The sequence below is a fragment of the Pyramidobacter piscolens W5455 genome (assembly GCF_000177335.1).
Lineage (GTDB): Bacteria > Synergistota > Synergistia > Synergistales > Dethiosulfovibrionaceae > Pyramidobacter > Pyramidobacter piscolens.
On record NZ_ADFP01000049.1, the window covers coordinates 17229 to 39065 of the forward strand.

Below are 21837 nucleotides of genomic sequence, written 5' to 3' on the forward strand. Positions count from 1 at the left end.
TTTTGACGATGAAAAGTCGCTTTTATGAATTGTCAGAAACGTGATATTTGCTGATAATGATGCTATCTTAACATACTTTATACTATTGGAGGGATTCTCATGAAGGTGAACGATCGGTACTGTTCGTTCTACTATGAGCTGGACGACGACTATTGCGACATCGAGGTCGACAGGGACAGGACGGCGCTGCTCATTGTCGATATGCAGCATCATTTCCTCACTCGTCCGAAGTTGGGCGATAACGCGTCCGAGCGTGAAAAAGCCTACTATGCCAAATGGGGCTACTTTTACGACCGGGTCGAAAGAGAAGTCGTCCCGAACAATCAAAAACTGTTGGCCGCTTTCAGGGAGAGAAACATGTTTGTTTCCCACGCGCGCATCACCGGTCAGCTCGAGAGCGGGCGCGAGCGTTCTCTTGATCAGAAAGCGACCGGGTACAACGAACTGCTTCTGCTTCCCGGCATGCCTTCCGCTGAAATCGTCGAGCCTCTGAAGCCTGCCAGAAACGAGCTGGTCGTCATGAAGACGACCGACAGCGCCCTGACGGGGACTTCTCTGCGCCTGATGCTTCATAACTGCGGCATCGATACGGTGGTCGTCACCGGCGTTTTGACGGATCAGTGCGTTTCCGGAACGGTGCGCAGCCTCGCCGACGAGAGCTTCAAGGTCTGGCTGATTGAAGACGCCTGCGCCGCGTCGACCAAGGAGATCCAGGAACACGAGCTTTCCGTGCTGAACAACATTTACTGCCACGTCGTCAATACCGAAGAGCTTATCGGCGCTCTTTAATTTCTGTTGAAGCGGGAGGAAGAAAAAAATGAAAGACAACAGGCTGAAGAGAGATTTAAGTTTTATCCAAGTCATCGCGATTTCCTCTGGAGCCGTGATCGGCGGCTGGCTAGCGGAAGCGCCGTATTGGTTCCAGACGACGGGGGCTGGCGCGGCGTTCCTGTTCCCGCTGCTGGCGCTGCTGCTCGTTCCCGTGGGGCTGGCGTTCGGTGAGCTGTCGGCGATGCTGCCTTTTGCGGCCAGCACCGACGTGTGGACGTGCAACGCTTACAATAACAAAGCGGGTTTCGCCACACAGTGGATGATGTTTCTGATCCAGGTTGTCGAGCCGCCGATGATGGCGTTTATTTTCGGCACGGCGATCAACCACTTCTATCCGCTGACGAACGAGCAGATGATGATTATCGCCATGCTGTCCGTCACACTGTGGTTCGTGCTTTCCAACTTCAATATCAGCCTGACCGGACGGCTTTCCAACATCTTTTTCTTTGCGATGATCCTCATCTCGCTCTGCGTCTCGACGTCGTTTTTCCTGAGCGGACACTGGAGCTTCGACAATATCCGCCTGCACCAGGGATTCTTCCCTAAAGGAGGATATGGGATTTTCATCGCCATGGCTGTGTTCTCGTTGAAATTCATCGGTTTCGAGATGACGCCGACGCTGGTCGAGGAGGCCAACTTCTCTGCTTCCAAGTTGTGGAAGGTCATTTTGTCCGCCCTTTTCATTCCCGCGCTGCTGTACAGCTTTGTCGTCCTCGCCATGGGCGGCATGGCGCCCTGGAAGGAAATCGCGGCCATGAGCATGCCTGAGCCGGAATTGATCGCCCGTTTCGGACTACCCAGCATCCTTGCCGTTCTCGCCATTGTGTCCGGGCTGATGCACGCCTTTACGACGCTGATGGGGTTTTGGACTTCCAGCGCGCGCGTGCTGTACGGCGCTTCCCAGCTGAATCAGCTGCCGAAGGTGTTCATGAAGGTGAACCGCTACGGGCAGCCGTTTTGGGCTAACGTCGTCGTGTATCTGTTTTCACTGTTCTTCTGCTACTTCAGCGGCGACAACTGGGTGCAGTACATCTACGCGATCTCCAGCATCGCCGCGGGCATCGTCTACTTTATTTCCTGCCTTGACGTCGTGCGTCTCAGGAAGCTGCACCCCGAATGGAAGCGTCCGTTCAGGGCCCCGGGGGGGAACTTCGTCTTCGGCGTCGGTATGCTCATTTCCATCTGGCTGATCATCGGCGCGTGTATGGAGCTGGACCGCGGCGGATACGTTTCATTGGGGCTTTTCTTCGCTCTTGGAGCGGTAGTCTACGCTTTCGCCGCGACGCATCGGCGCGTCTGTGGCTATCAGATGCGCGTCCTTACGCCGGACGATGTCGGTAAAGAATAAAACGACTCTCGTCTTTTGGCTATAATTATCAGAGAAGATTTTTCGTTGTCCGGGCTTTCGCGTGGAAGCCCGGATTTTTTATGTTTGTTGTTCTCGAGACAAACGATTGGGCAGGATAGACGGCGACCGCTTATCCTGCCCAATCGTTTGTTTCTGTCAAATTTTTTCATGATCCGTCGGCTTGTTTTTCTGCTGCAAGCACGTAGTCTTTTCCCCAGCGCGGCGGGGCGGCGAGCAGAGTACGTCCTTCGTAGCTGTCGAGCAGAACGCGCAGCCGTTCTTCGATCTCGGGGGAGACGAGCAGGTTGAGCGTGACATCCGCGGCATAGGTCGTGCGCAGGCGGTTCTCGGCGACGCCGGCGTTTTTGACGACGCGGCTGAGGGAGGCCAGATGTTCGTAACTGCAGCACAGTTCCAGATCTTTGAAAGGCAGAGCGGTTTCGAGCGCGGCGCGTTCGATGACTCCGGCCGCGGCGGCGCCGTAGGCGTCGATGAGGCCGCGCACGCCGAGCTTGACGCCGCCGAAATAACGCGTCACGACGAGAACGGCGTTGAACAGCCCGGCTTTTTGCAAAACGCCGAGGATCGGCCGTCCCGCGGTCCCGCCCGGCTCGCCGTCGTCGGAGCAGAATTCTTCCACGTCGGGGTAGCCGACGCGCCAGGCCGGGCAATTGTGCGCGGCGCCGTAATGCTCCTTGCGTACGGATTCCAGCGCGGCGCGAGCCTCGTCGCCCGCCGCGGCGGGAAAGAGGGCGGCGATGAACTCGCTGCGTTTCTCCTTGAAGCTGTAAACGGCGGGGGCCGCGGGGCGGCGGCAGGGCTGGTTTAGCGCCAGCACGAGCGGCAGCGTTCCCAGGTCTCTTCAAGGGAGATGGGGACGACCTTGACGTCGCCGATTGCGCCCATGAAGTTGCTGTCGCCGTTCCAGCGCGGCACGACGTGGCAGTGGATATGGGTGTCGATGCCGGCGCCGGCCGCCGCGCCGATGTTGATGCCGACGTTGAAGCCGTCGGGATGGAACGCGCCTTTGAGGCACTCGACGGCGCGGGCGATCAGGTCGTGGAACTCCAGAGACTCCTCGGAGGTAAATGATTTCAGGTCGGTGGTGTGGCGGTAGGGGATGACCATCAGATGACCCGAGCTGTAGGGATAGGCGTTGAGAATCACGAAGCAGTGTTTGCCGCGAAAGACGATGAAGTGTTTTCTGTCGTCGCTGCCGTCGGCGGGAAAGTCGCAGAAGATACAGCTCTTGCCGTCGCTTTTGGTGGAGTTGAGGTACGTATACCTCCATGGGGCCATGAGTGTTTCCATGTTCTTTCCTCTTTTCTATGAGCAAAAAGATGGGAGTTATTCACCGCTGTGGATAACATTGGTGGATAACTTGTGAGTGGGATGTGCACTCGTAAAATTTTACAGCCGGAACTGCGCGAGAAAAGATTTTTAAAAGCTCTTTTCGAGGGGATCTGAAGAAAAACGGGGCGGTTCTGTGGAAACTGTGAATCAAAGCGTCGCGGGAAAATTTGAATGGTCAGAAAACTTTTCCCATGTGAACTTTTCGGCATCGCGATTTATATTGAAAACGAATTTTTTATGTTCGTTCTTCGTGACGGGCTTTTCAAAAGTCTTCGGCGTTAGGCGTTTTGAAATACTATCCTCTTCAAAAGATTTTTTGAAAGAGCTCCTTTGTTCCTGGAAAATTTTGTCAAGTGCCGGAAAGTATGCTTTTGCGATGGTGGAGAAGTGGACAAAATGTGGATAACTTGGGACGTTCAATGCTTCATGCCGCGGCTTCACCGGTTCTGGCGGTCGCGGCGGATCATCGCGAGAATGCTTTTCAACTCGTGAACTCCCGAGAGCAGCGCGCCGATCAGGCCGGCAATCAGGCACAGGGGGAGCGTCCATTGCGGGTAACCGCGGTCCAGAAAATAGCGGCCGATGAACAGTCCCGCCAACAGGTAGCCGCAGACGAGCAGAGCCGCTCCGACGATTCGGCTGAAGACGATGACGTCTCTGACGTGGGGAATTTTCATTTATTTGCTGTCCGGCTCTCCGCCCATAAAATCGGCTTCGCGGTCCAGCAGGGCGAAAAGACGTTCCACTTGCCCACGGCGCATGCCGTTGATGACGACGCGGTTTTCTCTCTCGTTGCCGAAGACGCTGAAAGACAGGCCGAGCCGGCGCGCCACTCTCAGCGCTCCTTTGGGGCGCCAGGGATCAAGCTGAGGGGCCTTGTAAAGGACGGTGACGCGGCGGCTGTTGAGGGAGTCGATGCGTTTTTGCAGGTTGTGAACGGACCAGTGGTGCGTAACGCAATCCTCTACAAGCTCTTCAAGAAATTTCTGCGGTTCCTTCAGAGACAGCAGGGCTTTGGCGTGCCCTTCGCTGAGGTTGCCGGCGGCGATCTGGTCCAGAGCGCATTGAGGCAGCGAGAGGATGCGGAGCTTGTTGGCCACGACGCTGCGGCTCCAACCGATGCGCTCGGCCAGTTGGTTCTGGGTGAGCTGGTGTTTTTCCATCAGGGCTTTGAGAGCGTTGGCGGCCTCGAGCACGGTCAGATCTTCGCGCTGAAGATTCTCTACGAGGGCGATCTCGCTGAGGAGCTGCTCGTCGCCACGGACGATGCGCACGGGCACTTCCGCGAGTCCGGCCAGCTCGCAGGCGTGAAAACGGCGTTCGCCGGCAACGATGCGGTATTTCTTCGCGCTTTTTGCAGGCGCGGGGGTGACGATCAGCGGCTGAAGCAGCCCATGAACTTTGATGGACGCCGCCAGTTCGTGCAGCGTTGCGCTGTCGAAGAGCTTGCGGGGCTGATGGGGATTGGGCTCGATATCGGCCAGCGGGGCCATTTCGCTGTTCTGGGGGACGCGGCTCACGTTTTGCTTGGCCAGCAGCGCGCCGAGGCCGCGCCCAGACTGGATGATGGACTTTGCGGAAGCGGCGGATTTCTTCGCGGTCTGAGCCGCGGCGGTATTTTTGCGATTTACAGCCATAGTCTTTTGACCTCCAATGCCAGATCGTGATAGGCTTGGCCGCCGCGGCTGGAACGGACGTAGTCGCGGATGGCCAGTCCCTGCGCGGGGGCTGCCGCCAGGTCGATGTTGCGGGGAATCACGGTCTTCAGCACGTGTTCGCCGAAGACGTCGCGGATTTGCGTTTCGATCTCGCGCGTCAAGCGCAGATTGGGGTTGTACATGGTGAGCAGAATCGCGTCGATCTGCGCGCCTTGGTTGATGCCTTGTTCGCGGACCATCTGCACGGTGCGCGCCAGCAGGCTGAGCCCCTGCATGGAGTAGTATTCGCACTGCACGGGCACCAGCAGGCGGTTGGCGGCGGCCAGCGCGTTGACGGTGAGCAGTCCAAGCGACGGGGGGCAGTCGACGAGGACGACGTCGAAGTCGTTTTCAAGCTTGCGTAGCGCTTCGCGCAGGCGGAACTCCCTTCCTTTAAGGCCGCCCATTTCCAGATCGGCGCCGACCAGATTGATGTTCGAGGCGATCAGCGAGACGTTTTTGGCGCTGGTCGAATGCAGCGCCCATTTAGGCTCTTCGTTGCCGACGACGAGGTCATAAAGCGACACGGAATCGTCGAACTGGAAGCCGAGGCCGCTGGACGCGTTGCCTTGAGGATCCGCGTCGACGACGAGCACCTTTTTGCGCATGGCGCCGAATTCGGAAGCCAGATTGACGCAGGTCGTCGTCTTGCCGACGCCGCCTTTCTGATTGATGACCGCGATGGTCTTCATCGTCTCACCTCCACCACAGTTTTTTTTCGGCCCGCCCGGGCTTGCGCGGATAGACCGCGGGACAGGGAGCGCTTTTCTTCCAGAGCAGCATATAACTTTTATGATCTTTGAGATCGTACTCGTACAGATTGGGCTCTGCCAGTCCCAGAGTGTGCCAGAGGCCTTCAAGCGGCGCCAGCTCTTCGCCGACGGAACTGCCCTTCATGGCGATCAGCGCGCCGCCTTCGCGCACCAACGGCGCCAGATATTCGGCGATGACGCCGGCTTCGCTGACAGCCCGCACCACGGCGGCGTCGTACCGTTCACGGCGCGCGGCGGCGAAATCCTCCGAGCGCATGCAGATCACTTCCGCGTTGGGGAGCTTCAGCGCAGCGATAATTTCTGCAAGGGCCTTGGTCTTGCGCGAAAGGCTGTCCAGCAGGGTGAATTTCAGATCGGGGCGGCACACGGCCAAAACGGCGCCGGGCAGACCGCCGCCGGTACCAACGTCCACGACTGTGCCTGAAGGCGGCAACAGCGGCAGCACGTGCAGGCAGTCTTCGATATGATCCGTCCACAACGTTTCCTCGTCGTACGGCCCTGTCAGCCGCACGCGCTCGTTGGCGACAGCCAGCAGCGAAGCGTAGCGGCGCAGCTGCGTCACCGTTTTCGCGGATGGTTCGGGGAGCGGCGGCAACGGTTGAATCTCCATGGGGTTCACCTCCATGCTTTATTTTCGATTCAATCATACCGCAAAAATGTTCCACGTGGAACAGCGAGCCCCTTTTCTTGAAGGTCTGTTTGGTGAGAAACAACGCGTGAAACGGCATTGGATCGTTGGCGCTGAACGTTCGGCCCCATCGCCGGAAAAGCGATGTTCCACGTGGAACATCAGGCGGTTGGAAGGACGCCCAGCGGATGTTTTGCCGATGGAAAACTTTCTCTTCGTGAAAAAGAGATATAAGAGATTGATTAATACTGACTATTATTGGATCATATTCGTGGAGCACCGAATGAAGCGTCGGAGGGAATCGCTTTTTTGTTTTTGGGATGGACGGATCTTCGCTTGCGGCAGCCCCGGAGGCGTCCGCATCACCACCACCGTCCTGCAGGTGATCTCCAATGTGATCGACCATAAAATGCCCATCAACAAGGCGGTCAGCGCTCCCCGGGTGCATATGCAGTGGCTGCCCGACGAGCTGCGCGTGGAACCGATGAACGGCCTCAGCGGCGGAACCGTCGACAGTCTGCTCTCCATGGGCTACTCGCTGCCGCTCAAATCCTACATGGGCGACGTCAACGCCATCCTGATCGATCCCGAGAGCGGAGAAATGACGGGGAGCCATGATTCGCGTCACGAGTTTTGATTGATCCGGTAAGGAGCTTTTGAAAATTTGCGCTGTTATAAATAAAGAAGCCGTCTCAAAAATCAATTGAGGCGGCTTCTTTGTTCTTTTTTGATGAATCTCTTCGTACTCATGCTGTTTGTTGACTAAAACGTTGAATAGCAGGAGCCCCCAAGGGAATTTAGTCGCTCAGGATGTTCTCGATTTGGAGATCTCCTTCGGAGCTCTCGTATCGTTCAGTTGTCTGGTTATATCGGGAAGAAAATCGGCATCGCAAACCATGACCACACGACGATGAACGCGATTGACGTCATAGATACTGACCAGCCGCCGAACAGCATGGCTTTCAGACTTTCGCTGCGCGCCAGTCCCATTGGAGCGATCATGTTCGATCCGGGATAGATCGACGTCGTGACGCGGGAACCGCAAATCAACGCCAGAGCCCAGAACTCCATGGGGACGGAGGCTGTTTTCACGGCGCTGGCGAACAAATCGTGCGTAACTTGCAGCTGCGCGACGGCGCCACCATTGACGCCGAAAGAGCCGACCAATGTGCCCATAATGACAACCATCATGCGGCTTCCCTCGCCTGCAAACGAAACAAGGATTTTGCCAAGAGCTTCAAAGCCATGACCATAATTGATGTATTCGAGCATCATGTTCAACAAGATAAAGAGAAGAAATGTGCCGGCCATGGAGCCCATGCCTTTGGCAAACGCCCGGAACATGACTGACATATCGAGGGGCTTGAAAAGGCAGATCACGAGAGCCAGAACCAGCATGACGAACACCGTGAACGCCGTTTTTTGATGGGTGATCATCGAAAACGTCAGAAGTCCGACAAAGCCAATTAGGAACGCCAGTGTCACGCGCTTTTCCTGAGCGGTGATGCCGAGCGTCGTCTGTTCGGCGGTGTCGAGCTCGTATCTTTCGTCGTAACTTGGGTCGTGTTGAATTCGCAGACCGCAGAAGTAGATGACCGTGAGCCAAATGAGACCATAAGGAAGCGCGGCCCACAGCATCATACGACCGTAGCTCAGATGCGTAATCGCAAGGAGAGCGACAGTCGGTCCCGTGAATGGTCCCCAGATCAGACCCGTTTCGCCGGATGATTGGAAAAGACAGGCCACCGTGGCAGGTTTCAATCCTGCCGCCGCTACAATAGGAATGAGGATGGGGGCGACGATAGCACAACCGCCCGCCAAGGTTCCCAGCAGACCGCAGACAAGCGTTGTTGTGACGATCACACAGAGAATGGCACGTTTTTCAGTCGTCACGCCGATATATTTGACGATCCAATACACGATCGTATGGCTTACACGCGCCTCGCTCATGACACTGCCGAGCCCGGCGCCACACATGATGATGAAGCCGATCAGACCGAGCGTCGATCCCAGCGATTTCACAACGAGAGCTCCCGTCATGGCGGGGGTTTGTCCCGTCAGAATATAACCAAACAGACAGGCGATCATCGCGATCGTCAGCGCGTGAACTCTCGGGCGGAACGAAACAAGAATGTATACTGCAAGCGGAATCAATGCCCATAACGATTCTTCAGGAATCAACGCATAAGGCCCCAACATGGAAATCCCTCTCCCCATGGTCGTTATTTATGGACAACAAGGTGTCCGATGTTATCGCCAGTCTGTTCGCCATTTTTGAACGCGACACGGCCGTCGATCACAACCGCGCAAATGCCTGCCGGTTTCTGCGGGGAATCGGTGTATGTGGCGCGGTCGCTAATTTCGGCCGCATCGAAAACGGTTATATCCGCGATCTTATCGACGGCAATCACGCCACGGTCCTTCAAGCCGAGGATTTGCGCCGGAAGCATTGTAGCCTTGTAAACAGCGTCTTCGAGGCTCATCAGCCGATGCTCCCTGATCGTCTGGAAATAACGGGGAAAGGTGCCGAAACTGCGCGGGTGCGGGTTCGTCCCAAGAAAATGGCGGTCATAGGTCATCGCGTAACCGTCCGATCCGATACAGACGAACTGCTCGCGCATAATGTGCAGCATATCGTCTTCCGAAAGGCTGAAATAACAGCACGGAACGCCCCCATCGCTCGCACGCAGCAGGCGAACGACGGCCTGAGCCGGAGGCAGCTCCATGTCCGCGGCGATCTCGTCAAGGCGTTTCCCTTCATACTGCGGGAGTCTGCCGTGCGTGGAAACGACCAGAACCGCATGGGCGCCGCCGCGGCGTTCGGTTTCCGATTCCGTTTCAGAGAGCAATTCTTCCGTCGGAGACGCAAGGCGTTTGCACATTTCATCCGAACCGCCATCATGGGCCCAGGCAGGAACCAAGGCCGACATGCCTGTCGACGTTGCGGTATATGGATACTGGTCGCACGTGATATTCAATCCTTCTTCGCGGGCCGCTCTGATTTTTGCAAGGAGCTCTTTGGAACGGCCCCATTGCGGTTTGCCGATCAACTTGAGATGGGAAATCTCGACGTGGACGCCGGAATGGCGCGCCACTTCGAGCATTTCATCGACCGCTTCAAAGATTTTCGTGCTCTCGCTGCGCATATGAACAGTAAGGATCGCATCGTGCCTTTTAAGCACTTTGCCCAACGCGACGAACTCGTCAATCGCGCCGTACGAACTGGGCGGATAAATCAGGCCGAGCGACATGCCAAATGCGCCTTCGCTAAGTTCCCGCTCAAGCACGCACTCCATATGTTTCTGTTCCTCGAAAGTCGGTTTTCGCATGCCAAATCCCATGACCATGCCGCGAAGTGTGCCGTGACCGACAAGGACGCCGATATTTGTCGCGGCTGGGCAACGTTTCAGGTGTTCGGCATAATCCGACAGAGAATCGTCCTCGACGGTCCTGCCATCCATCGGCAGTTCGAGACCTGAAGAGATGAGGCGAGTGATCGCCTCGCGTGAAGCGTCGTCGGTCGGCAGACACGAGATGCCGCAGTTTCCGACAATCTCGAGCGTGATGCCTTGATAGAGTTTGCTCTGCATTTTCTGATCGGTGAAAAAGGGACTCATGTCGGAGTGGGAATGGATATCGATGAATCCAGGAGCGACGATTTTTCCAGAGGCGTCGATCGTCTCCTTTGCTTCTTCTTCGATCTGCGGGGCGACCGCGACGATCTTTCCATGGCGGACGCCAACGTCTGATTTCCGCCGCGTCGTTCGTGTTCCGTCAATGACGGTACCGTTTCGAATCAAAAGATCCAGCAACGCATTTTCCCCCTTAAAAGTTCTCCATTTTTTGAATAACGTTCAATCGCCCATAAAGACAATAGAATTTACGGACCGCCTTCTTCTTTGCCTTCACGAGGGAGGTCTCCATCTTTCGGAGAGCTTCCGATGATATCTTATTCGTGAAAAATTATAACATTAATAAATGAATAATGCCATGTATACTCTAATTTTTAGTATGGAACGGATATTTATGAAAAGGATGCTGGAAGCCCATGAAATTTGCTTTTCATGTCATATGGACAAGTGATGGCGCTTTTTGACATTCGTAGAATCAGATGGGAGATCGGGGACTGGTATATAATAAGAAAAAACGGCGTCTTACAGAGCGCTGATCGAGGAGGATTTTCCGATGGGAGTGTTAAGGGAAGAACTGCGCCGCAACTTGATGAACGCCGGCGCGGTACTGGTCGGATATGCTTCGTTGGCGGGAAACGAAAAGCTGCCTTATCCGGCGCTGACGCAGGCCGTGTCCTACGCTGTGCGCCTCGAACCGGCCGACGGCAGCGTCTGGGCTTACGCGCGCGCCTACTTCGAAGCGGGAGACAAGGTGGAGCTGCTGGCCGAACACGTCAAAGCGTGTCTGCGCCGCTACGGCTTTGCCGGCGAGGTCATGCCCAAGGCGTATATGGACGGCGAAACGCCGGTCACCGAGTTCCCCGACCAGACCGCGGCGGCCGCCGCCGGACTGGCGGAACGCAACGGCGACGGCCTGATGACGGCGCCGGAATTCGGCGTCAACGTGCGTTTCGGCACGGTGTTCACCGACGCCACCTGGAAGAAAACGGAATAACGAGCACAAGAGATCCCGCGGACGAAAAGCGTTCGCGGGATCTCTTGCGTCGGCGCAGACGGAGCGGAGAAAATTTATAGTCAGGTTTAATCAATTTCTTCTCTCGCGGAATTTGCTGCGAAAGTTCGCGTTTTTTCAGTCCGTCGCAGCCGCTTCGTCCGCGGCTGTGCGATGGAAAAAGTTTCGCGCGCTTCTTTTTTGGCGGCCGCTGTGATATTATTCGAAAATAAAAACGTGATTTCGGGTTTTTATCCCGACGAACGGAGGAATCACCAATGAAGAAGTGTGCATACTGCGGCTCTGAATTCGACGGAGCCCTGCACGGATGTCCCTATTGCGGCGGGCGCGCGGCGGATCACATCTGCAAAAACTGCGGCGCCGAGTACGACGGCGCGGCCTGTCCGCAGTGCGGCGTGCGGGCCGACGACGAAGGGCAGAGGTGCCCCCGCTGCGGCGCGCGCATGTTCAAGGGCGAGTGCTCTTCCTGCGGCTACATGGCCGACAAGGGCAAAGCCGTGGCTGCCGAAGCCAAAAAAGCCGGCGCGGCGATGGCCTCGTGGTTCGGCACGCTCTGCCTCTGCGTCGTCGGCGTCATTTTCCCCTTCGTCAGCATCCCGTTCATCTTCAGCCGCCGCCACGGAAAGGTGATCAAATGGTTTTTCGGGGGGTACGGCCTTTTCTATATCTGGGCGCTGACCTTGCCTCAGGAGGGCGGCACGGCTGCGACGGAGATGTCGCCCGGGCTGCGCTGGAGCTCGGTGGCTCTGACGGCGCTGGCGCTGCTTTTCGCGCTGTACCGACTCTGGAGAGAAAGCGCGCGTCCGTCTGTCTGAGCGAGCGGGATGGACAGGGCCGCCGGCTGTCGTTTTTTCGACAGCCGGCGGCCCTGTTTCTTTGCGGCCCCGTCGGACAGAGAATTCAATTTGATTTATAGTATTTTATTCAAAAGACGGGATCGCCGCGATGCCGCGCGGCGGAAGCGCGCTGTGACGCCATCGCGCGGCTTTTCCGTGAAATATTCGCCGAAAATGATACAGATCGCGCCTTTCCGCGCCGCACCCGACATTGCTTCCCTCTGAAAGTGCGAAGCCGTGCCGCGTTTGCTTTTCGCCGCGGCGCAGAATATAATTTCGATATAAAATGGCCGGAGCCGCCGCCCGCTGTTCTGACACGAGCTTGCGGCCCCGCGAGATCGGAGGGAAGGTCATGGACAAGCAGAACCTTTTTCCCGCCTGTCCGGTGGAGACGACGCTGAAGCTGATCGGCGACAAATGGAACGTGCTGATCCTGCGCGACCTTTTTCTCGGCACGAAGCGCTTCAGCGAGCTGAAACGGTCGCTCGCGGGCGTTTCGCAGAAGGTGCTCACGTCCCAGCTGCGCGGCATGGAAGAAGCGGGGCTGGTGAGCCGCGCCGTCTATCCCGAGGTGCCTCCGCGCGTGGAATATTCGCTCACCGCGCGCGGCCGTTCGCTGCGGCCGGTGATCGAGTCGATGTGGAACTGGGGCCGCGCCTTCAAAGAGGATCTGGGGCTGGACGTCGCGGCGATCCCCGAGCGTATGCCCGTTCCCGCCGAGCCGCGGGAATAATAAGGAGGAAGACCGATGTCGAAGAGGATCGTTTTGGCCGGAGGCTGTTTTTGGGGCCTCGAGGCCTACATGAGGGAATTGCCCGGCGTATTGGATACGGAAGTGGGATTCGCCAACGGGCGCATGCCGCACCCGACGTACGAACAGGTCAAAGCCGGCGGCACGGGGTACGCCGAGGCCTGCAAGGTCGAATACGACCCGCAGGTCATCAGCCTGCGCACGCTGTTGCGTCACTATCTGCGCATCATCGACCCGACGACGCTGAATCGGCAGGGGCCGGATATCGGCGCGCAGTACCGTACGTCCATCTACTACAACGACGACGAGGAGCGCCGTCTGGCCGAGGAGCTTCTCGCCAAAGAACAGAAGAACTGGGACGAGCCCGTCGTCACGACGGTGGAGCCTCTGGTCAACTTTTATGCGGCCGAGGAATACCATCAGGACTATCTGAAAAAGAAGCCGTGCGGCTACTGCCACGTCAACCTCGCCTTGCTCGACGAGCCGCTGCCGCCCGAGGAAGACTGAGCCGCGTTCTGCCGCGGCATCGCTGAAATTTTGAGAGGAGAATCGTTTTGGAAGCGTTGTTTCAGGGTTTTTTGAGCCTGACCTGGCAGCAGGCGGTGATGATTGGCATCGGCCTGACGCTGATCTGGCTGGCGGCGGCCAAGGAATACGAGCCTTCGCTGCTGCTGCCGATGGGATTCGGCACGGTGCTGGTGAACATTCCCATGACGGCCGCGCTGACGCAGGCCGTCGGCGGCACGGTAGTGCCCGGCGCGATCAGCGTGCTGTTCGACGCCGGCATCGCCAACGAGATGTTCCCGCTGCTGATCTTCATCGGCATCGGCGCGATGATGGACTTTTCGCCCGTGATGGAGCGCCCCGTCTACGCGCTCTTCGGCCTCACGGCGCAGGTGGGGATCTTCCTCACCATGGGGCTGGCGTATTACGTTTTCGGCTTCAGCGTTAGGGAAGCGGCCTCCATCGGCATCATCGGCGCCGCCGACGGCCCCACGTCGATCTTCGTCTCTAGCCGTTTCGCGCCGCAGCTGCTCGGTCCCATTTCCGTGGCGGCGTATTCCTACATGTCGATGGTGCCGGTCATCCAGCCGCCGGTGGTCCGCGCGCTGACGACCAAAGAGGAGCGGCGCATGAACATGACGCTCCGCGCCGGGCGCACGGTGAGCAAGCGTGCCAGGATCCTCTTCCCGATCGTCGTCACGATCGTGGTCGGCATCTTCGCGCCCTCGTCGTCGACGCTGATCGGCTTTCTGATGTTCGGCAATCTGCTGCGCGAGAGCGGCGTAGTCGCGCGCCTTTCCAACAGCGCCCAGAACGAGCTGGCCAACATCGTCACGATCATGCTGGGGCTGGGCATCTCCTGCACGATGACGGGCGACCGCTTCCTGCGCGCCGACACGCTGATGATCCTCGGCATGGGGCTGGTGGCCTTCGTCTTCGATACGGCCGGCGGCGTGCTCAGCGCCAAGCTGCTGAATCTGTTCATGAAGGAAAAGATCAACCCGATGATCGGCGCGGCGGGCATTTCCGCCTTCCCGATGTCGTCGCGCACGATCCAGCAGATGGCGGCCAGGGAAAAACCCGGCACGTTCGTGCTCATGCAGGCTTCTGCGGCCAACGTGGCCGGACAGATCGGTTCCGTCGTCGCCGGCGGGCTGCTGTTGGCGCTGCTGAGCTGATTTTTTCCCGATCGTAAAAATCGAGCCGCGCCGTTTTTTTCGGATGGAAGAGACGGAGCGGCTCGATTTTTATGGCCCGGCGGCTATAATATGAACGGGATTCTTTCATCTTGCGCTGTGAAAGGGACGTGTGAAACGTGAAAAACAACGACTGGCTCGAGCGTTTCGGGCTGAGCGCCGGCCGCCTGCCCAAAGGCCCCCGCAACACGATCGCCGACGTGGCGGGCGTGACGGTGGGGCACGCGACGCTGGCGGAAGGGAAAACGCAGACGGGCGTGACGGCGGTGATCCCCGCGCCGGGCAGCTTGTTCCGGAACAAGCTGATCGCCGCCTCGCACGTGATCAACGGTTTCGGCAAGACGGCGGGGTTGGTGCAGATCGACGAGCTGGGCACGCTGGAAACGCCGGTTTTGCTGACCAACACGCTCAGCGTCGGCGACGCCTGGCGCGGCTTGTCGCAAGCGATGATCGAGAGCGAACCGTCGATCGGCGGCGCGGCGGGCACGGTCAATCCGCTGGTGTGCGAGTGCAACGACGGTTTTCTAAACGACATCCGCGTCCAGGCGGTGACGCCGGAGCTGGCGCGTCAGGCGCTGGCGGCCGCCGCGCCCGATTTCGCGCTCGGCGCGGTGGGCGCGGGACGGGGCATGAGCTGCTACCAGTTCAAGGGCGGCGTCGGTTCGGCTTCGCGGCTGGTGACTGCCGGCGCACGGACCTATACGCTGGGCGCGCTGGTTCTGAGCAACTTCGGCGAGATGGACGATTTCACGCTGGACGGTCAGCCGACGGGGGCCGAAGCGAAAAAGATCCTCGCCGCGGAACAGCTGCGCGAGCAGGGATCCTGCATCGTGCTGATCGCCACCGACGCGCCCATGACCGCGCGCCAGCTGAAGAGGCTCTGTAAACGCGCCAGCGCCGGCATCACGCACACCGGCTCGATCATCGGCAACGGCAGCGGCGAGATCGCCGTGGCTTTTTCCACCGCGCAGCGGGTTCCCTTCGACGCGGCGGGGGAACTGGCGTTTCGTTCGGTCAGCGACGCGCACGCCAACCTGTTCTTCCGCGCCGTGATCGAGTCGGTACACGAGGCGATCCTCACCTCCATGCTGGCGGCCGAGACGGTGACGGGTTTTCAGGGACACCGGCGCGTTTCGCTTGCTGTGCTGGCCGGGCGCGTGCCGGGGTTGCCCGCGCCGCGCCGTTAAGTCCAGAGGCAAAGAGACGCGTCGATCCGGAAAAAGCGCTGTGCTCCTTTTCGGACAGAATGTTCCACGTGGAACATTTTTCGTTGGAATAGATGAACGCTGATGTTATGTGATATGCGTTCGGACATTTCTCTTGGTTCCCGCGGCAATCCCCGTTTTTGCCGCGCGTGAATTCGAAAAATCCAGAGGGAGGGGTTTTTTATGGTTGGAGAAGTCGCGTTAAAAGCGATTCAGGCACGAGAGGAACGGTTTGTCGCCCACGCTAAAAAAATCTGGGAGCATCCCGAGACCGCCTACAACGAAGTGAGCACGTGCGCGGTCACTGCCGAGCTGCTGCGCGAGCTGGGCTTTGTCGTGGAGACGGGGATGTACGGGATGCCCACGGCCCTGCGTGCCAGTTGGGGCAGCGGCGAACCGACGATCGGTTTTCTGGGCGAGTTCGACGCTCTGCCCGGTCTGAGCCAGAAGGTCAGCACTCGCCAGGAGCCTGTGCAGGAAGGCGCGCCGGGAGAGGGATGCGGCCACAACCTGCTCTGCGTGGCGCCGCTGGCGGCGGCGTACGGTCTGAAAGAAGAGCTGCGGGCTTCCAGCCGTCCCGGCACCGTGGTCTACTACGGCTGTCCCGCCGAAGAAGCTCTCACCGGCAAGGTCTTTATGGCCCGCGGCGGCGCGTTCCGTGAGCTGGATCTTGCTTTTTCCTGGCACGGAGCCGCAAAAAACTGCGTCATGCGCGGCGTCATGACCGGATTGAACAGCGCCAAGTTCCATTTCACGGGGCGCACTTCTCACGCCGGCGGCGCGCCGGAGAACGGCCGCTCCGCCCTCGACGCCGTCGAGCTCATGAACGTCGGCGCCAACTATCTGCGCGAGCACGTCACCATGGACAACCGCATCCACTACGTCATCACCGACGGCGGCATGGCTCCCAACATCGTTCCCGACAAAGCCTGCGTCTGGTACTTCGTGCGCGCCCTGACCCGCGAGGCCGTGGAAGACACGTATCGCCGCCTCGTGCTGGTCGCCGAGGGGGCGGCGCACATGACCGAGACGAAAGTGGAGATCGAGTTCCTCGGCGGCTGTTATCCGACGCTGGAGAACCGCGTCCTCAGCGACGTAATTTACCAAAGCCTGCAGGAAGTGGAAAAGCCCGTTTGGACCAAGGAAGAGCTGGAATTTGCCGAAGCCATCAACGTGCAGAATCCGAACTACGATCAGATCAAACGGCGCCCCGATTACGACGGCCCGCTCGGCGTCAGCGTCGGGATCCGCGAGGAGAATGGCTTTGGTTCCACCGACGTGGGCGACGTGCAGCACATCGTCCCCTGTGCGGAAGTGAACACCGCTTCGTGGAACTGCGCCGCACCCGGCCACAGCTGGCAGGTCACGTCCTGCGCCGGCTCGTCCATTGGCATGAAGGGCATGCTTTACGGCGCTCGCGCCTTGGCTCTGACGGCCGCCAAGGTCGCCGCCGACCCGCAGCTCGTCGCCGCCGCCAAGGCGGAGTTCCTCAAAGCCACCCGCGGCAAACCCTACCGCTGCCCCATTCCCGCCGACGTTCCCGTGCCCATGCCGGTCCAAAAATAAGAGCGAGACGCGAATAATGCCGCCAGACCGGCGAAATTTTTTCGCCGGTCTGGCGGCATTATCATTATGAGGAGGGGACTGATACGGTCTCTTTATTAAAAAAGTAAAATGTTGTGGTCGACGACGAGTGTTCCGTCTCGCGTAGCGGCTTTCAGGCGGGCGTGGTAAACTGGTCGAAAAGTGACGAGACGGCGACGGCGGGGAATGTTCCACGTGGAACATTCCCCGTCTCGAGGGCCGCCGATCCTGATCGGATATGGACGGAGGGGCTGAAACGATGCAAGGTTTTCTAACGAATCTGGTGATTTTCATCGTCATGGGCTGCGGCTGGGTTCTGAAAAGGCGAGGACGGCTGACTGAAACCGGGCTGAAGGAACTGAACGGCCTGCTTTTCTCGTTGCTGATGCCTGTCAGCTTTTTCAAGGCCGGACTTGGCTTCAACGCGTCAATGATCCATGGCTGGCGCTTTGCCGCCGTGCTCATTGGCGGTTACGCGGCGGCGACGGCAGTGCTCTGGGTGGCGTCGGGGCTGCGCAAAATCGCGCCCGAACGGCGCGCCGTGTCCATGCTCACGTCGGTGCGTCCCAACGCGATCTTTATCGGCCTGCCGGTGATGACGCTTTGGCTCGGGCAGGCGGGGACGGAAGCGCAGCTGCTCTTCGTAGCGGTCGGTACGCCGTATTTCAACCTCGTACCGCTGCTGATGTCGCAGATTGCCATGAGCGGTCGGAGCGACGGCCGGTCACTGGCGAACGCGTTGGTGCGGACGGTCAGAAATCCGATCCTGCTGGCGGGCATCTGCGGCATCCTGATCGGCGCTTTGGGGTGGACGCCTTATATCCCGCAATGGTTTGCGCGCGTCCTCGAGGTGCTGGGCGACTGCGGCAACGGCATGGCGTTGCTGGTCATCGGCGCGGCGTTGGCGCCGGAACGCCTGTGGAGCGACGTCAAATCGGCCTGGCCTGACATGCTCATGAAACTGTTCGTTCACCCGGCGATCGTCATGGTCGCGTTCATGCTCTTTCCCGTGGAGAATCCCGTCGTCATGCAGGTGGCGGTGGTCGGATCCGCCGTGGCGCCGGCCTTCAACTGTTACGTTCTGGCCCGCGGTTTCGGCATGGACGGCGATTACGCGGCCATGCTGGTGGCGTCGTCGACGCTGCTGTGCATGGTGACGATGCTGTTTTGGATGGAGGTCTCGCTGCGCGTTTTCGCGTAGCGCTATTCTTCGAATGCTTCCTGCGCGCCCCGGTTGGTCAGCTTGCGCCGCTGCCGCCAGTCGGGCAGGCAGCGGGCCACGCAGTTCCAGAAGGCGGCCGAATGGCCGGCGACGATCAGATGGCTGAGTTCGTGCACGACGACGTACTCGAGGCAGCGCGGGTCTTTGGCGGCGAGGCGAAGGTTGAAGCACAGCCGCCCCGTGCGCGTGTTGCAGCTGCCCCAGCGCGTCGTCATGTCGCGCACATGCCAGCCCGAGGCCTGCACGCCCAGCGCAGCCTGCCAGCGGGCCAGCAGCGGCGGGATGGCGAGCCCGAGACGGGCGCGCAGAAAGCTGTGGATCAGTTTGCCTCGTTCATCGGCGGTGCCGTTCTCCGGCAGGTTCAGGAGAATGGTTTCGCCGCGCAGGCTGGCGCCGTACGGCCGTCCGTGTGCGACGACCAGCGGCAGAGGACGTCCCCACAGCGGTATCGTATCGCCGGTTTCGTATTCCGCCGCGGCGGCCAGAGCCGTTTGCATGACTGCCGCGCGGCGTTTCCGCAGCCAGGATGCCTGCGCGATTACGAAGCGCTCGATCTCCGTGTCGGACGTAGAGACAGGGCAGGAAACGCGCAGCGTGCCGTCGGGGCGCACCGTCAGATACATGTTTTTCTGCCTCTGGCGCAGGATCAGCAGCGGCACGCCGAGGATGTCGCGCCGTTCGTCATTGTCTTTGTCTGCCATCCGCTTCACCTCCCTTTCCGTCTCAGTGTATCATGTTTTGCCGGTGTGAACGTCGTCGCGAGATCGTGCGGGGAAAATTATATAAGTTGTGTCTAATGAACAGCTACCGTTGAGAATACTGAAACGGCGGAAAATGTTCCACGTGGAACAGCGCGAATCGGCGTTCGGACGAAACGCTGCGGCGTCCCTCCACCGGTGTGGAGGGGTCTTGCAAAAAGAGAAAAAGGAGAACGGCCGGCGGGATTTTCTACCCCGCCGGCCGTTCTCCTGTGCCGTGTTTTTTGCAGGAGCATTCAGTTGCAATACGAATTTGCGGGTGGCGCCTTACGCCACTGTGTAAATGCGCACGTCGGGATCGGCGCCCCAGAGAGGTTTTAACCCCGGAACGACTTTTTGGGTGAACAGAGCGCTGTCGAGGTAGCCCCGCGCATGTTCTGCGCTGTCGAAACCATGGATCACCTGCACGTCTTCGTCGCGAATCAGCAGTTCCTTGGTCAGGGCCCCGGGGATTTCGTCGAGGAAAGGCGCGCGATAATCGTGATACACTTTTGCGGCCGCCGGACGGTTTTCGGGAGCAATTTCCATGACCACTTCCAAATAGGCATTGACTTTCATCGTAAGACCTCCTCAAGGTTTGTTTTTGAATCCGAGAAAATTTTAGCGGTCTCGCTGTAAAAATCAAAGATATGGAGAAATTTATGAGTCGCTCATAAATTTCATAGCGACTTTTGCGGAAAGAGGCGTTAGGGTAGAATGAAATGAGGAAAGACGGGAAAGGGGGGCTTGTTATGTATCAGCCGAAACTGGAAAAGGACATCCGCTGCCCGCTGGAATACGGTCTGGAAATTTTCGGAGGCAAATGGAAGTCGCGAATTATCTGCGTGCTGGCCGAAAAAAGACGGCTGCGTTACAGCGAGCTGCGCGGCGAGATGATAAACATCACCGACGCCGTGCTCTCCTCGATGCTGAAAGAGCTGCTGCGCGACGGGATCCTGCGCCGCCGTTCCTACGACGAGATCCCTCCGCGCGTGGAATATTCGCTGACGGAGAGGGGAAAATCGGTGGTTCCCATTCTGCAAGACATCTGCCGCTGGTCGGGAGCGTTTCATCGCGAGAGCGGCGAACGGTTCTTGCCCCAGTGCCGCAAATGCGACTACGGCGCGGGAAAACGAGGATCGTCTGTTTGACGGCGCGTTTGCCATACGAAAAAGCCGTGTGGTAGAAGGCAGCGATGCTTTACATACGAAAATTGCCCCGTCGGGGCCTGTGAATTTTTTCAGCAGGCTTCGATGGGGCGATTTTATGCTGCTCTTCCCGTTTCCCGCCTTACCGCTGCGCGGTGAGCATCAGGCTGAGGGCGATTTTCAGCCCCGTTTCCATGCTGCTCAGGTCTACCCACTCTTCGCGGGTGTGCGCCCCCATGCCGACGATAGTGCCGAGCGTATTGGCCATGATGCCCAGAGACAAGGGCACGTTGCTGTCGGTGGACGAGGGGGTGACGGTCAGCTCGCCGTCGTAATAGCTGCGGATCACGTCCAACGTGCGGGCGGTAAAGGCTTGCAGCGCCTCGCGGTTCAGCGCGCCGTCGCCGGGACGGACTCCCAACAGTTCGGCCGCGAATTCGCCGCCGCGGTTGCGGTTGGCGTCGAGGATCGCGTCGAACTGAACCTTCATGTAATCCAGACATTCCTGGGAGGGAGAACGGAATTCGTACAGCATCGCGGCATACTGGGCGATGGAGTTGACGGTGGAGCCGCCCTCGATGCGCCCGACGTTGAAGGTCGTGCGCGCGCTTTCGGGCAGCTTGACGGCGTAGAGATCCTCGATCAGGTGCGCCAGGCACTCGATGGCGTTGGCGTTGCCGAAGTTGGCGTAGGAATGGCCGCCCGCGGTCCGGCACGTGACGCGGTAACGATAGGATCCGACGGCGCCACTGCAGCAGTGGCCAAGCTTGCCGTCGAGCGAGTAAAAGGCTTTGACGCGCTCCCCGTAGGCGGCGAACAGCGCCTTCGTACCGTCGAGGTTGCCCAGCCCTTCTTCGCAGGCATTGGCGACGATCAGCACGCCCTGCGTCAGTTCGTCTTCGCGCCGCGCCAAATGACGGGCGGCGATCATCAGGTTGACGAGGTTGGCGGTGTCGTCGCCGATGCCGGGCGCGTAGAGCCGGCCGTCTTCCTCGCGCATGGGCAGCGGCGCCGTGTCGGGAAAGACGATGTCGGTGTGCGCTGCGAAGACGACCAGATCGCCGTCCTGCGGCCCCAGCTTACAGATCACGTTTTGGGCGGCGTCGATCTGTACGTCCTTGAATCCCTGCGATTTGAACCACTCGCTGACGAAGGCCGCGCGCCGGCCTTCGTCGTGCGACGGCGCCGGGATCTTCCCCAGCGTGCGCAGCAGGTTTTGAGCCTCTTTTACGTTCTCACGGGCGAACTGTTCGGCCGCGGCTTTGATCATGTCGTTCATGACGGACTCCCCCTTTATAAAAGTTCATCGAACGGGCGCTCTTTTCAAAAAACTCGTTTCATCATAAACGACGGGGGCGTTCCCGTCCAGTGCGAAACGGA

General features: G+C 59.0%; 23 protein-coding genes. 12 read left to right on the top strand and 11 right to left on the bottom strand.

Annotated features, from left to right (window positions below):
- The first annotated feature begins 99 nt into the window (after positions 1–99).
- Both HMPREF7215_RS04085 and HMPREF7215_RS04090 read left to right on the top strand, forming a co-directional pair.
- A complete protein-coding gene (locus tag HMPREF7215_RS04085; protein ID WP_009164395.1) occupies positions 100–789 on the top strand; it encodes a cysteine hydrolase family protein in 690 nt (229 codons plus the stop codon).
- Between the two features lie 28 nt (positions 790–817).
- Positions 818–2179: an APC family permease gene (locus tag HMPREF7215_RS04090; RefSeq protein ID WP_009164396.1), complete on the top strand. Its 1362-nt coding sequence runs from the start codon at positions 818–820 to the stop codon at positions 2177–2179.
- A 166-nt stretch (positions 2180–2345) separates the two neighbouring features.
- On the opposite strand, the gene HMPREF7215_RS04095 is transcribed toward HMPREF7215_RS04090, so the two are convergent.
- The 6 genes from HMPREF7215_RS04095 to rsmG all read right to left on the bottom strand — a co-directional run bounded on the left by HMPREF7215_RS04095 (position 2346) and on the right by rsmG (position 6612).
- A complete protein-coding gene (locus HMPREF7215_RS04095) occupies positions 2346–3017 on the bottom strand; it encodes an IMPACT family protein (protein ID WP_009164398.1) in 672 nt (223 codons plus the stop codon).
- Positions 3005–3490 (bottom strand): HIT family protein, encoded by a 486-nt coding sequence (locus tag HMPREF7215_RS04100; RefSeq protein WP_009164399.1) that lies wholly within the window; start codon positions 3488–3490, stop codon positions 3005–3007. Before HMPREF7215_RS04100 ends, HMPREF7215_RS04095 begins: the two co-directional genes overlap by 13 nt.
- 479 nt (positions 3491–3969) lie before the next feature.
- Complete coding sequence (locus HMPREF7215_RS04105; protein ID WP_009164401.1) at positions 3970–4209, bottom strand: hypothetical protein; 240 nt, start codon at positions 4207–4209, stop codon at positions 3970–3972.
- Positions 4210–5169 carry a ParB/RepB/Spo0J family partition protein gene (locus HMPREF7215_RS04110; RefSeq protein ID WP_009164402.1) on the bottom strand — a complete coding sequence of 320 codons (960 nt, stop codon included), beginning with the start codon at positions 5167–5169 and terminating at the stop codon, positions 4210–4212. It abuts the gene before it with no gap.
- Positions 5160–5921: a ParA family protein gene (locus tag HMPREF7215_RS04115; protein ID WP_009164403.1), complete on the bottom strand. Its 762-nt coding sequence runs from the start codon at positions 5919–5921 to the stop codon at positions 5160–5162. Before HMPREF7215_RS04115 ends, HMPREF7215_RS04110 begins: the two co-directional genes overlap by 10 nt.
- A 4-nt stretch (positions 5922–5925) precedes the next feature.
- A complete protein-coding gene (gene rsmG / locus HMPREF7215_RS04120; RefSeq protein WP_009164404.1) occupies positions 5926–6612 on the bottom strand; it encodes a 16S rRNA (guanine(527)-N(7))-methyltransferase RsmG in 687 nt (228 codons plus the stop codon).
- Positions 6613–6913: 301 nt separating this feature from the next.
- Here rsmG and HMPREF7215_RS13785 point away from each other — a divergent pair, with 301 nt between their 5' ends.
- Entirely contained in the window at positions 6914–7267 is a 354-nt protein-coding gene (locus HMPREF7215_RS13785; protein ID WP_232205522.1) for a gamma-glutamyltransferase, read from the top strand.
- 227 nt (positions 7268–7494) lie between these two features.
- On the opposite strand, the gene HMPREF7215_RS04130 is transcribed toward HMPREF7215_RS13785, so the two are convergent.
- Both HMPREF7215_RS04130 and HMPREF7215_RS04135 read right to left on the bottom strand, forming a co-directional pair.
- Positions 7495–8829 carry a GntT/GntP/DsdX family permease gene (locus tag HMPREF7215_RS04130; RefSeq protein ID WP_009164406.1) on the bottom strand — a complete coding sequence of 445 codons (1335 nt, stop codon included), beginning with the start codon at positions 8827–8829 and terminating at the stop codon, positions 7495–7497.
- A gap of 23 nt (positions 8830–8852) precedes the next feature.
- Complete coding sequence (locus HMPREF7215_RS04135) at positions 8853–10442, bottom strand: N-acyl-D-amino-acid deacylase family protein (RefSeq protein ID WP_009164407.1); 1590 nt, start codon at positions 10440–10442, stop codon at positions 8853–8855.
- 373 nt (positions 10443–10815) lie between these two features.
- Here HMPREF7215_RS04135 and HMPREF7215_RS04140 point away from each other — a divergent pair, with 373 nt between their 5' ends.
- The 8 genes from HMPREF7215_RS04140 to HMPREF7215_RS04180 all read left to right on the top strand — a co-directional run bounded on the left by HMPREF7215_RS04140 (position 10816) and on the right by HMPREF7215_RS04180 (position 18551).
- Positions 10816–11256: a hypothetical protein gene (locus HMPREF7215_RS04140; protein WP_009164408.1), complete on the top strand. Its 441-nt coding sequence runs from the start codon at positions 10816–10818 to the stop codon at positions 11254–11256.
- A gap of 275 nt (positions 11257–11531) precedes the next feature.
- Entirely contained in the window at positions 11532–12089 is a 558-nt protein-coding gene (locus HMPREF7215_RS04145) for a DNA polymerase II large subunit (Pol II) (RefSeq protein WP_009164409.1), read from the top strand.
- A gap of 373 nt (positions 12090–12462) precedes the next feature.
- Positions 12463–12843: a winged helix-turn-helix transcriptional regulator gene (locus HMPREF7215_RS04155; protein ID WP_009164411.1), complete on the top strand. Its 381-nt coding sequence runs from the start codon at positions 12463–12465 to the stop codon at positions 12841–12843.
- 15 nt (positions 12844–12858) lie between these two features.
- Positions 12859–13368, top strand: a complete 510-nt coding sequence (msrA, locus tag HMPREF7215_RS04160) for a peptide-methionine (S)-S-oxide reductase MsrA (protein ID WP_009164412.1) — start codon at positions 12859–12861, stop codon at positions 13366–13368.
- 47 nt (positions 13369–13415) lie between these two features.
- Positions 13416–14543, top strand: coding sequence for a sodium ion-translocating decarboxylase subunit beta (locus HMPREF7215_RS04165; protein WP_009164413.1), 1128 nt, complete (start codon positions 13416–13418; stop codon positions 14541–14543).
- 137 nt (positions 14544–14680) lie between these two features.
- Positions 14681–15748, top strand: a complete 1068-nt coding sequence (locus HMPREF7215_RS04170) for a DmpA family aminopeptidase (protein ID WP_009164414.1) — start codon at positions 14681–14683, stop codon at positions 15746–15748.
- 201 nt (positions 15749–15949) lie between these two features.
- A complete protein-coding gene (locus HMPREF7215_RS04175) occupies positions 15950–17332 on the top strand; it encodes an amidohydrolase (RefSeq protein WP_009164415.1) in 1383 nt (460 codons plus the stop codon).
- 277 nt (positions 17333–17609) lie between these two features.
- Positions 17610–18551, top strand: coding sequence for an AEC family transporter (locus tag HMPREF7215_RS04180; RefSeq protein ID WP_009164416.1), 942 nt, complete (start codon positions 17610–17612; stop codon positions 18549–18551).
- A gap of 2 nt (positions 18552–18553) precedes the next feature.
- On the opposite strand, the gene HMPREF7215_RS04185 is transcribed toward HMPREF7215_RS04180, so the two are convergent.
- The gene (locus tag HMPREF7215_RS04185) at positions 18554–19273 is read right to left on the bottom strand and encodes a M48 family metallopeptidase (RefSeq protein ID WP_009164417.1); all 720 of its coding nucleotides are present in this window, start codon (positions 19271–19273) and stop codon (positions 18554–18556) included.
- A gap of 324 nt (positions 19274–19597) precedes the next feature.
- Positions 19598–19888, bottom strand: coding sequence for a hypothetical protein (locus tag HMPREF7215_RS04190; RefSeq protein WP_009164418.1), 291 nt, complete (start codon positions 19886–19888; stop codon positions 19598–19600).
- A gap of 173 nt (positions 19889–20061) precedes the next feature.
- On the opposite strand from HMPREF7215_RS04190, the gene HMPREF7215_RS04195 reads away from it, so the two are divergent.
- Positions 20062–20460 (top strand): winged helix-turn-helix transcriptional regulator, encoded by a 399-nt coding sequence (locus HMPREF7215_RS04195; RefSeq protein WP_009164419.1) that lies wholly within the window; start codon positions 20062–20064, stop codon positions 20458–20460.
- Positions 20461–20599: 139 nt separating this feature from the next.
- Here HMPREF7215_RS04195 and HMPREF7215_RS04200 read toward each other — a convergent pair whose 3' ends face one another.
- A complete protein-coding gene (locus tag HMPREF7215_RS04200) occupies positions 20600–21736 on the bottom strand; it encodes a M20/M25/M40 family metallo-hydrolase (RefSeq protein WP_009164420.1) in 1137 nt (378 codons plus the stop codon).
- Between the last annotated feature and the right edge of the window lie 101 nt (positions 21737–21837).

What these genes read in the sequence shown, in the direction of transcription:
- HMPREF7215_RS04085 (WP_009164395.1), top strand. Translation starts at nt 100, where the DNA reads ATGAAGGTGAACGATCGGTACTGTTCGTTCTACTATGAGCTGGACGAC.
- HMPREF7215_RS04090 (WP_009164396.1), top strand. Translation starts at nt 818, where the DNA reads ATGAAAGACAACAGGCTGAAGAGAGATTTAAGTTTTATCCAAGTCATC.
- HMPREF7215_RS04100 (WP_009164399.1), bottom strand. Translation starts at nt 3,490, where the DNA reads ATGGAAACACTCATGGCCCCATGGAGGTATACGTACCTCAACTCCACC.
- HMPREF7215_RS04105 (WP_009164401.1), bottom strand. Translation starts at nt 4,209, where the DNA reads ATGAAAATTCCCCACGTCAGAGACGTCATCGTCTTCAGCCGAATCGTC.
- HMPREF7215_RS04110 (WP_009164402.1), bottom strand. Translation starts at nt 5,169, where the DNA reads ATGGCTGTAAATCGCAAAAATACCGCCGCGGCTCAGACCGCGAAGAAA.
- HMPREF7215_RS04115 (WP_009164403.1), bottom strand. Translation starts at nt 5,921, where the DNA reads ATGAAGACCATCGCGGTCATCAATCAGAAAGGCGGCGTCGGCAAGACG.
- rsmG (WP_009164404.1), bottom strand. Translation starts at nt 6,612, where the DNA reads ATGGAGATTCAACCGTTGCCGCCGCTCCCCGAACCATCCGCGAAAACG.
- HMPREF7215_RS13785 (WP_232205522.1), top strand. Translation starts at nt 6,914, where the DNA reads ATGAAGCGTCGGAGGGAATCGCTTTTTTGTTTTTGGGATGGACGGATC.
- HMPREF7215_RS04130 (WP_009164406.1), bottom strand. Translation starts at nt 8,829, where the DNA reads ATGTTGGGGCCTTATGCGTTGATTCCTGAAGAATCGTTATGGGCATTG.
- HMPREF7215_RS04140 (WP_009164408.1), top strand. Translation starts at nt 10,816, where the DNA reads ATGGGAGTGTTAAGGGAAGAACTGCGCCGCAACTTGATGAACGCCGGC.
- HMPREF7215_RS04145 (WP_009164409.1), top strand. Translation starts at nt 11,532, where the DNA reads ATGAAGAAGTGTGCATACTGCGGCTCTGAATTCGACGGAGCCCTGCAC.
- HMPREF7215_RS04155 (WP_009164411.1), top strand. Translation starts at nt 12,463, where the DNA reads ATGGACAAGCAGAACCTTTTTCCCGCCTGTCCGGTGGAGACGACGCTG.
- msrA (WP_009164412.1), top strand. Translation starts at nt 12,859, where the DNA reads ATGTCGAAGAGGATCGTTTTGGCCGGAGGCTGTTTTTGGGGCCTCGAG.
- HMPREF7215_RS04175 (WP_009164415.1), top strand. Translation starts at nt 15,950, where the DNA reads ATGGTTGGAGAAGTCGCGTTAAAAGCGATTCAGGCACGAGAGGAACGG.
- HMPREF7215_RS04180 (WP_009164416.1), top strand. Translation starts at nt 17,610, where the DNA reads ATGCAAGGTTTTCTAACGAATCTGGTGATTTTCATCGTCATGGGCTGC.
- HMPREF7215_RS04185 (WP_009164417.1), bottom strand. Translation starts at nt 19,273, where the DNA reads ATGGCAGACAAAGACAATGACGAACGGCGCGACATCCTCGGCGTGCCG.
- HMPREF7215_RS04190 (WP_009164418.1), bottom strand. Translation starts at nt 19,888, where the DNA reads ATGAAAGTCAATGCCTATTTGGAAGTGGTCATGGAAATTGCTCCCGAA.
- HMPREF7215_RS04195 (WP_009164419.1), top strand. Translation starts at nt 20,062, where the DNA reads ATGTATCAGCCGAAACTGGAAAAGGACATCCGCTGCCCGCTGGAATAC.
- HMPREF7215_RS04200 (WP_009164420.1), bottom strand. Translation starts at nt 21,736, where the DNA reads ATGAACGACATGATCAAAGCCGCGGCCGAACAGTTCGCCCGTGAGAAC.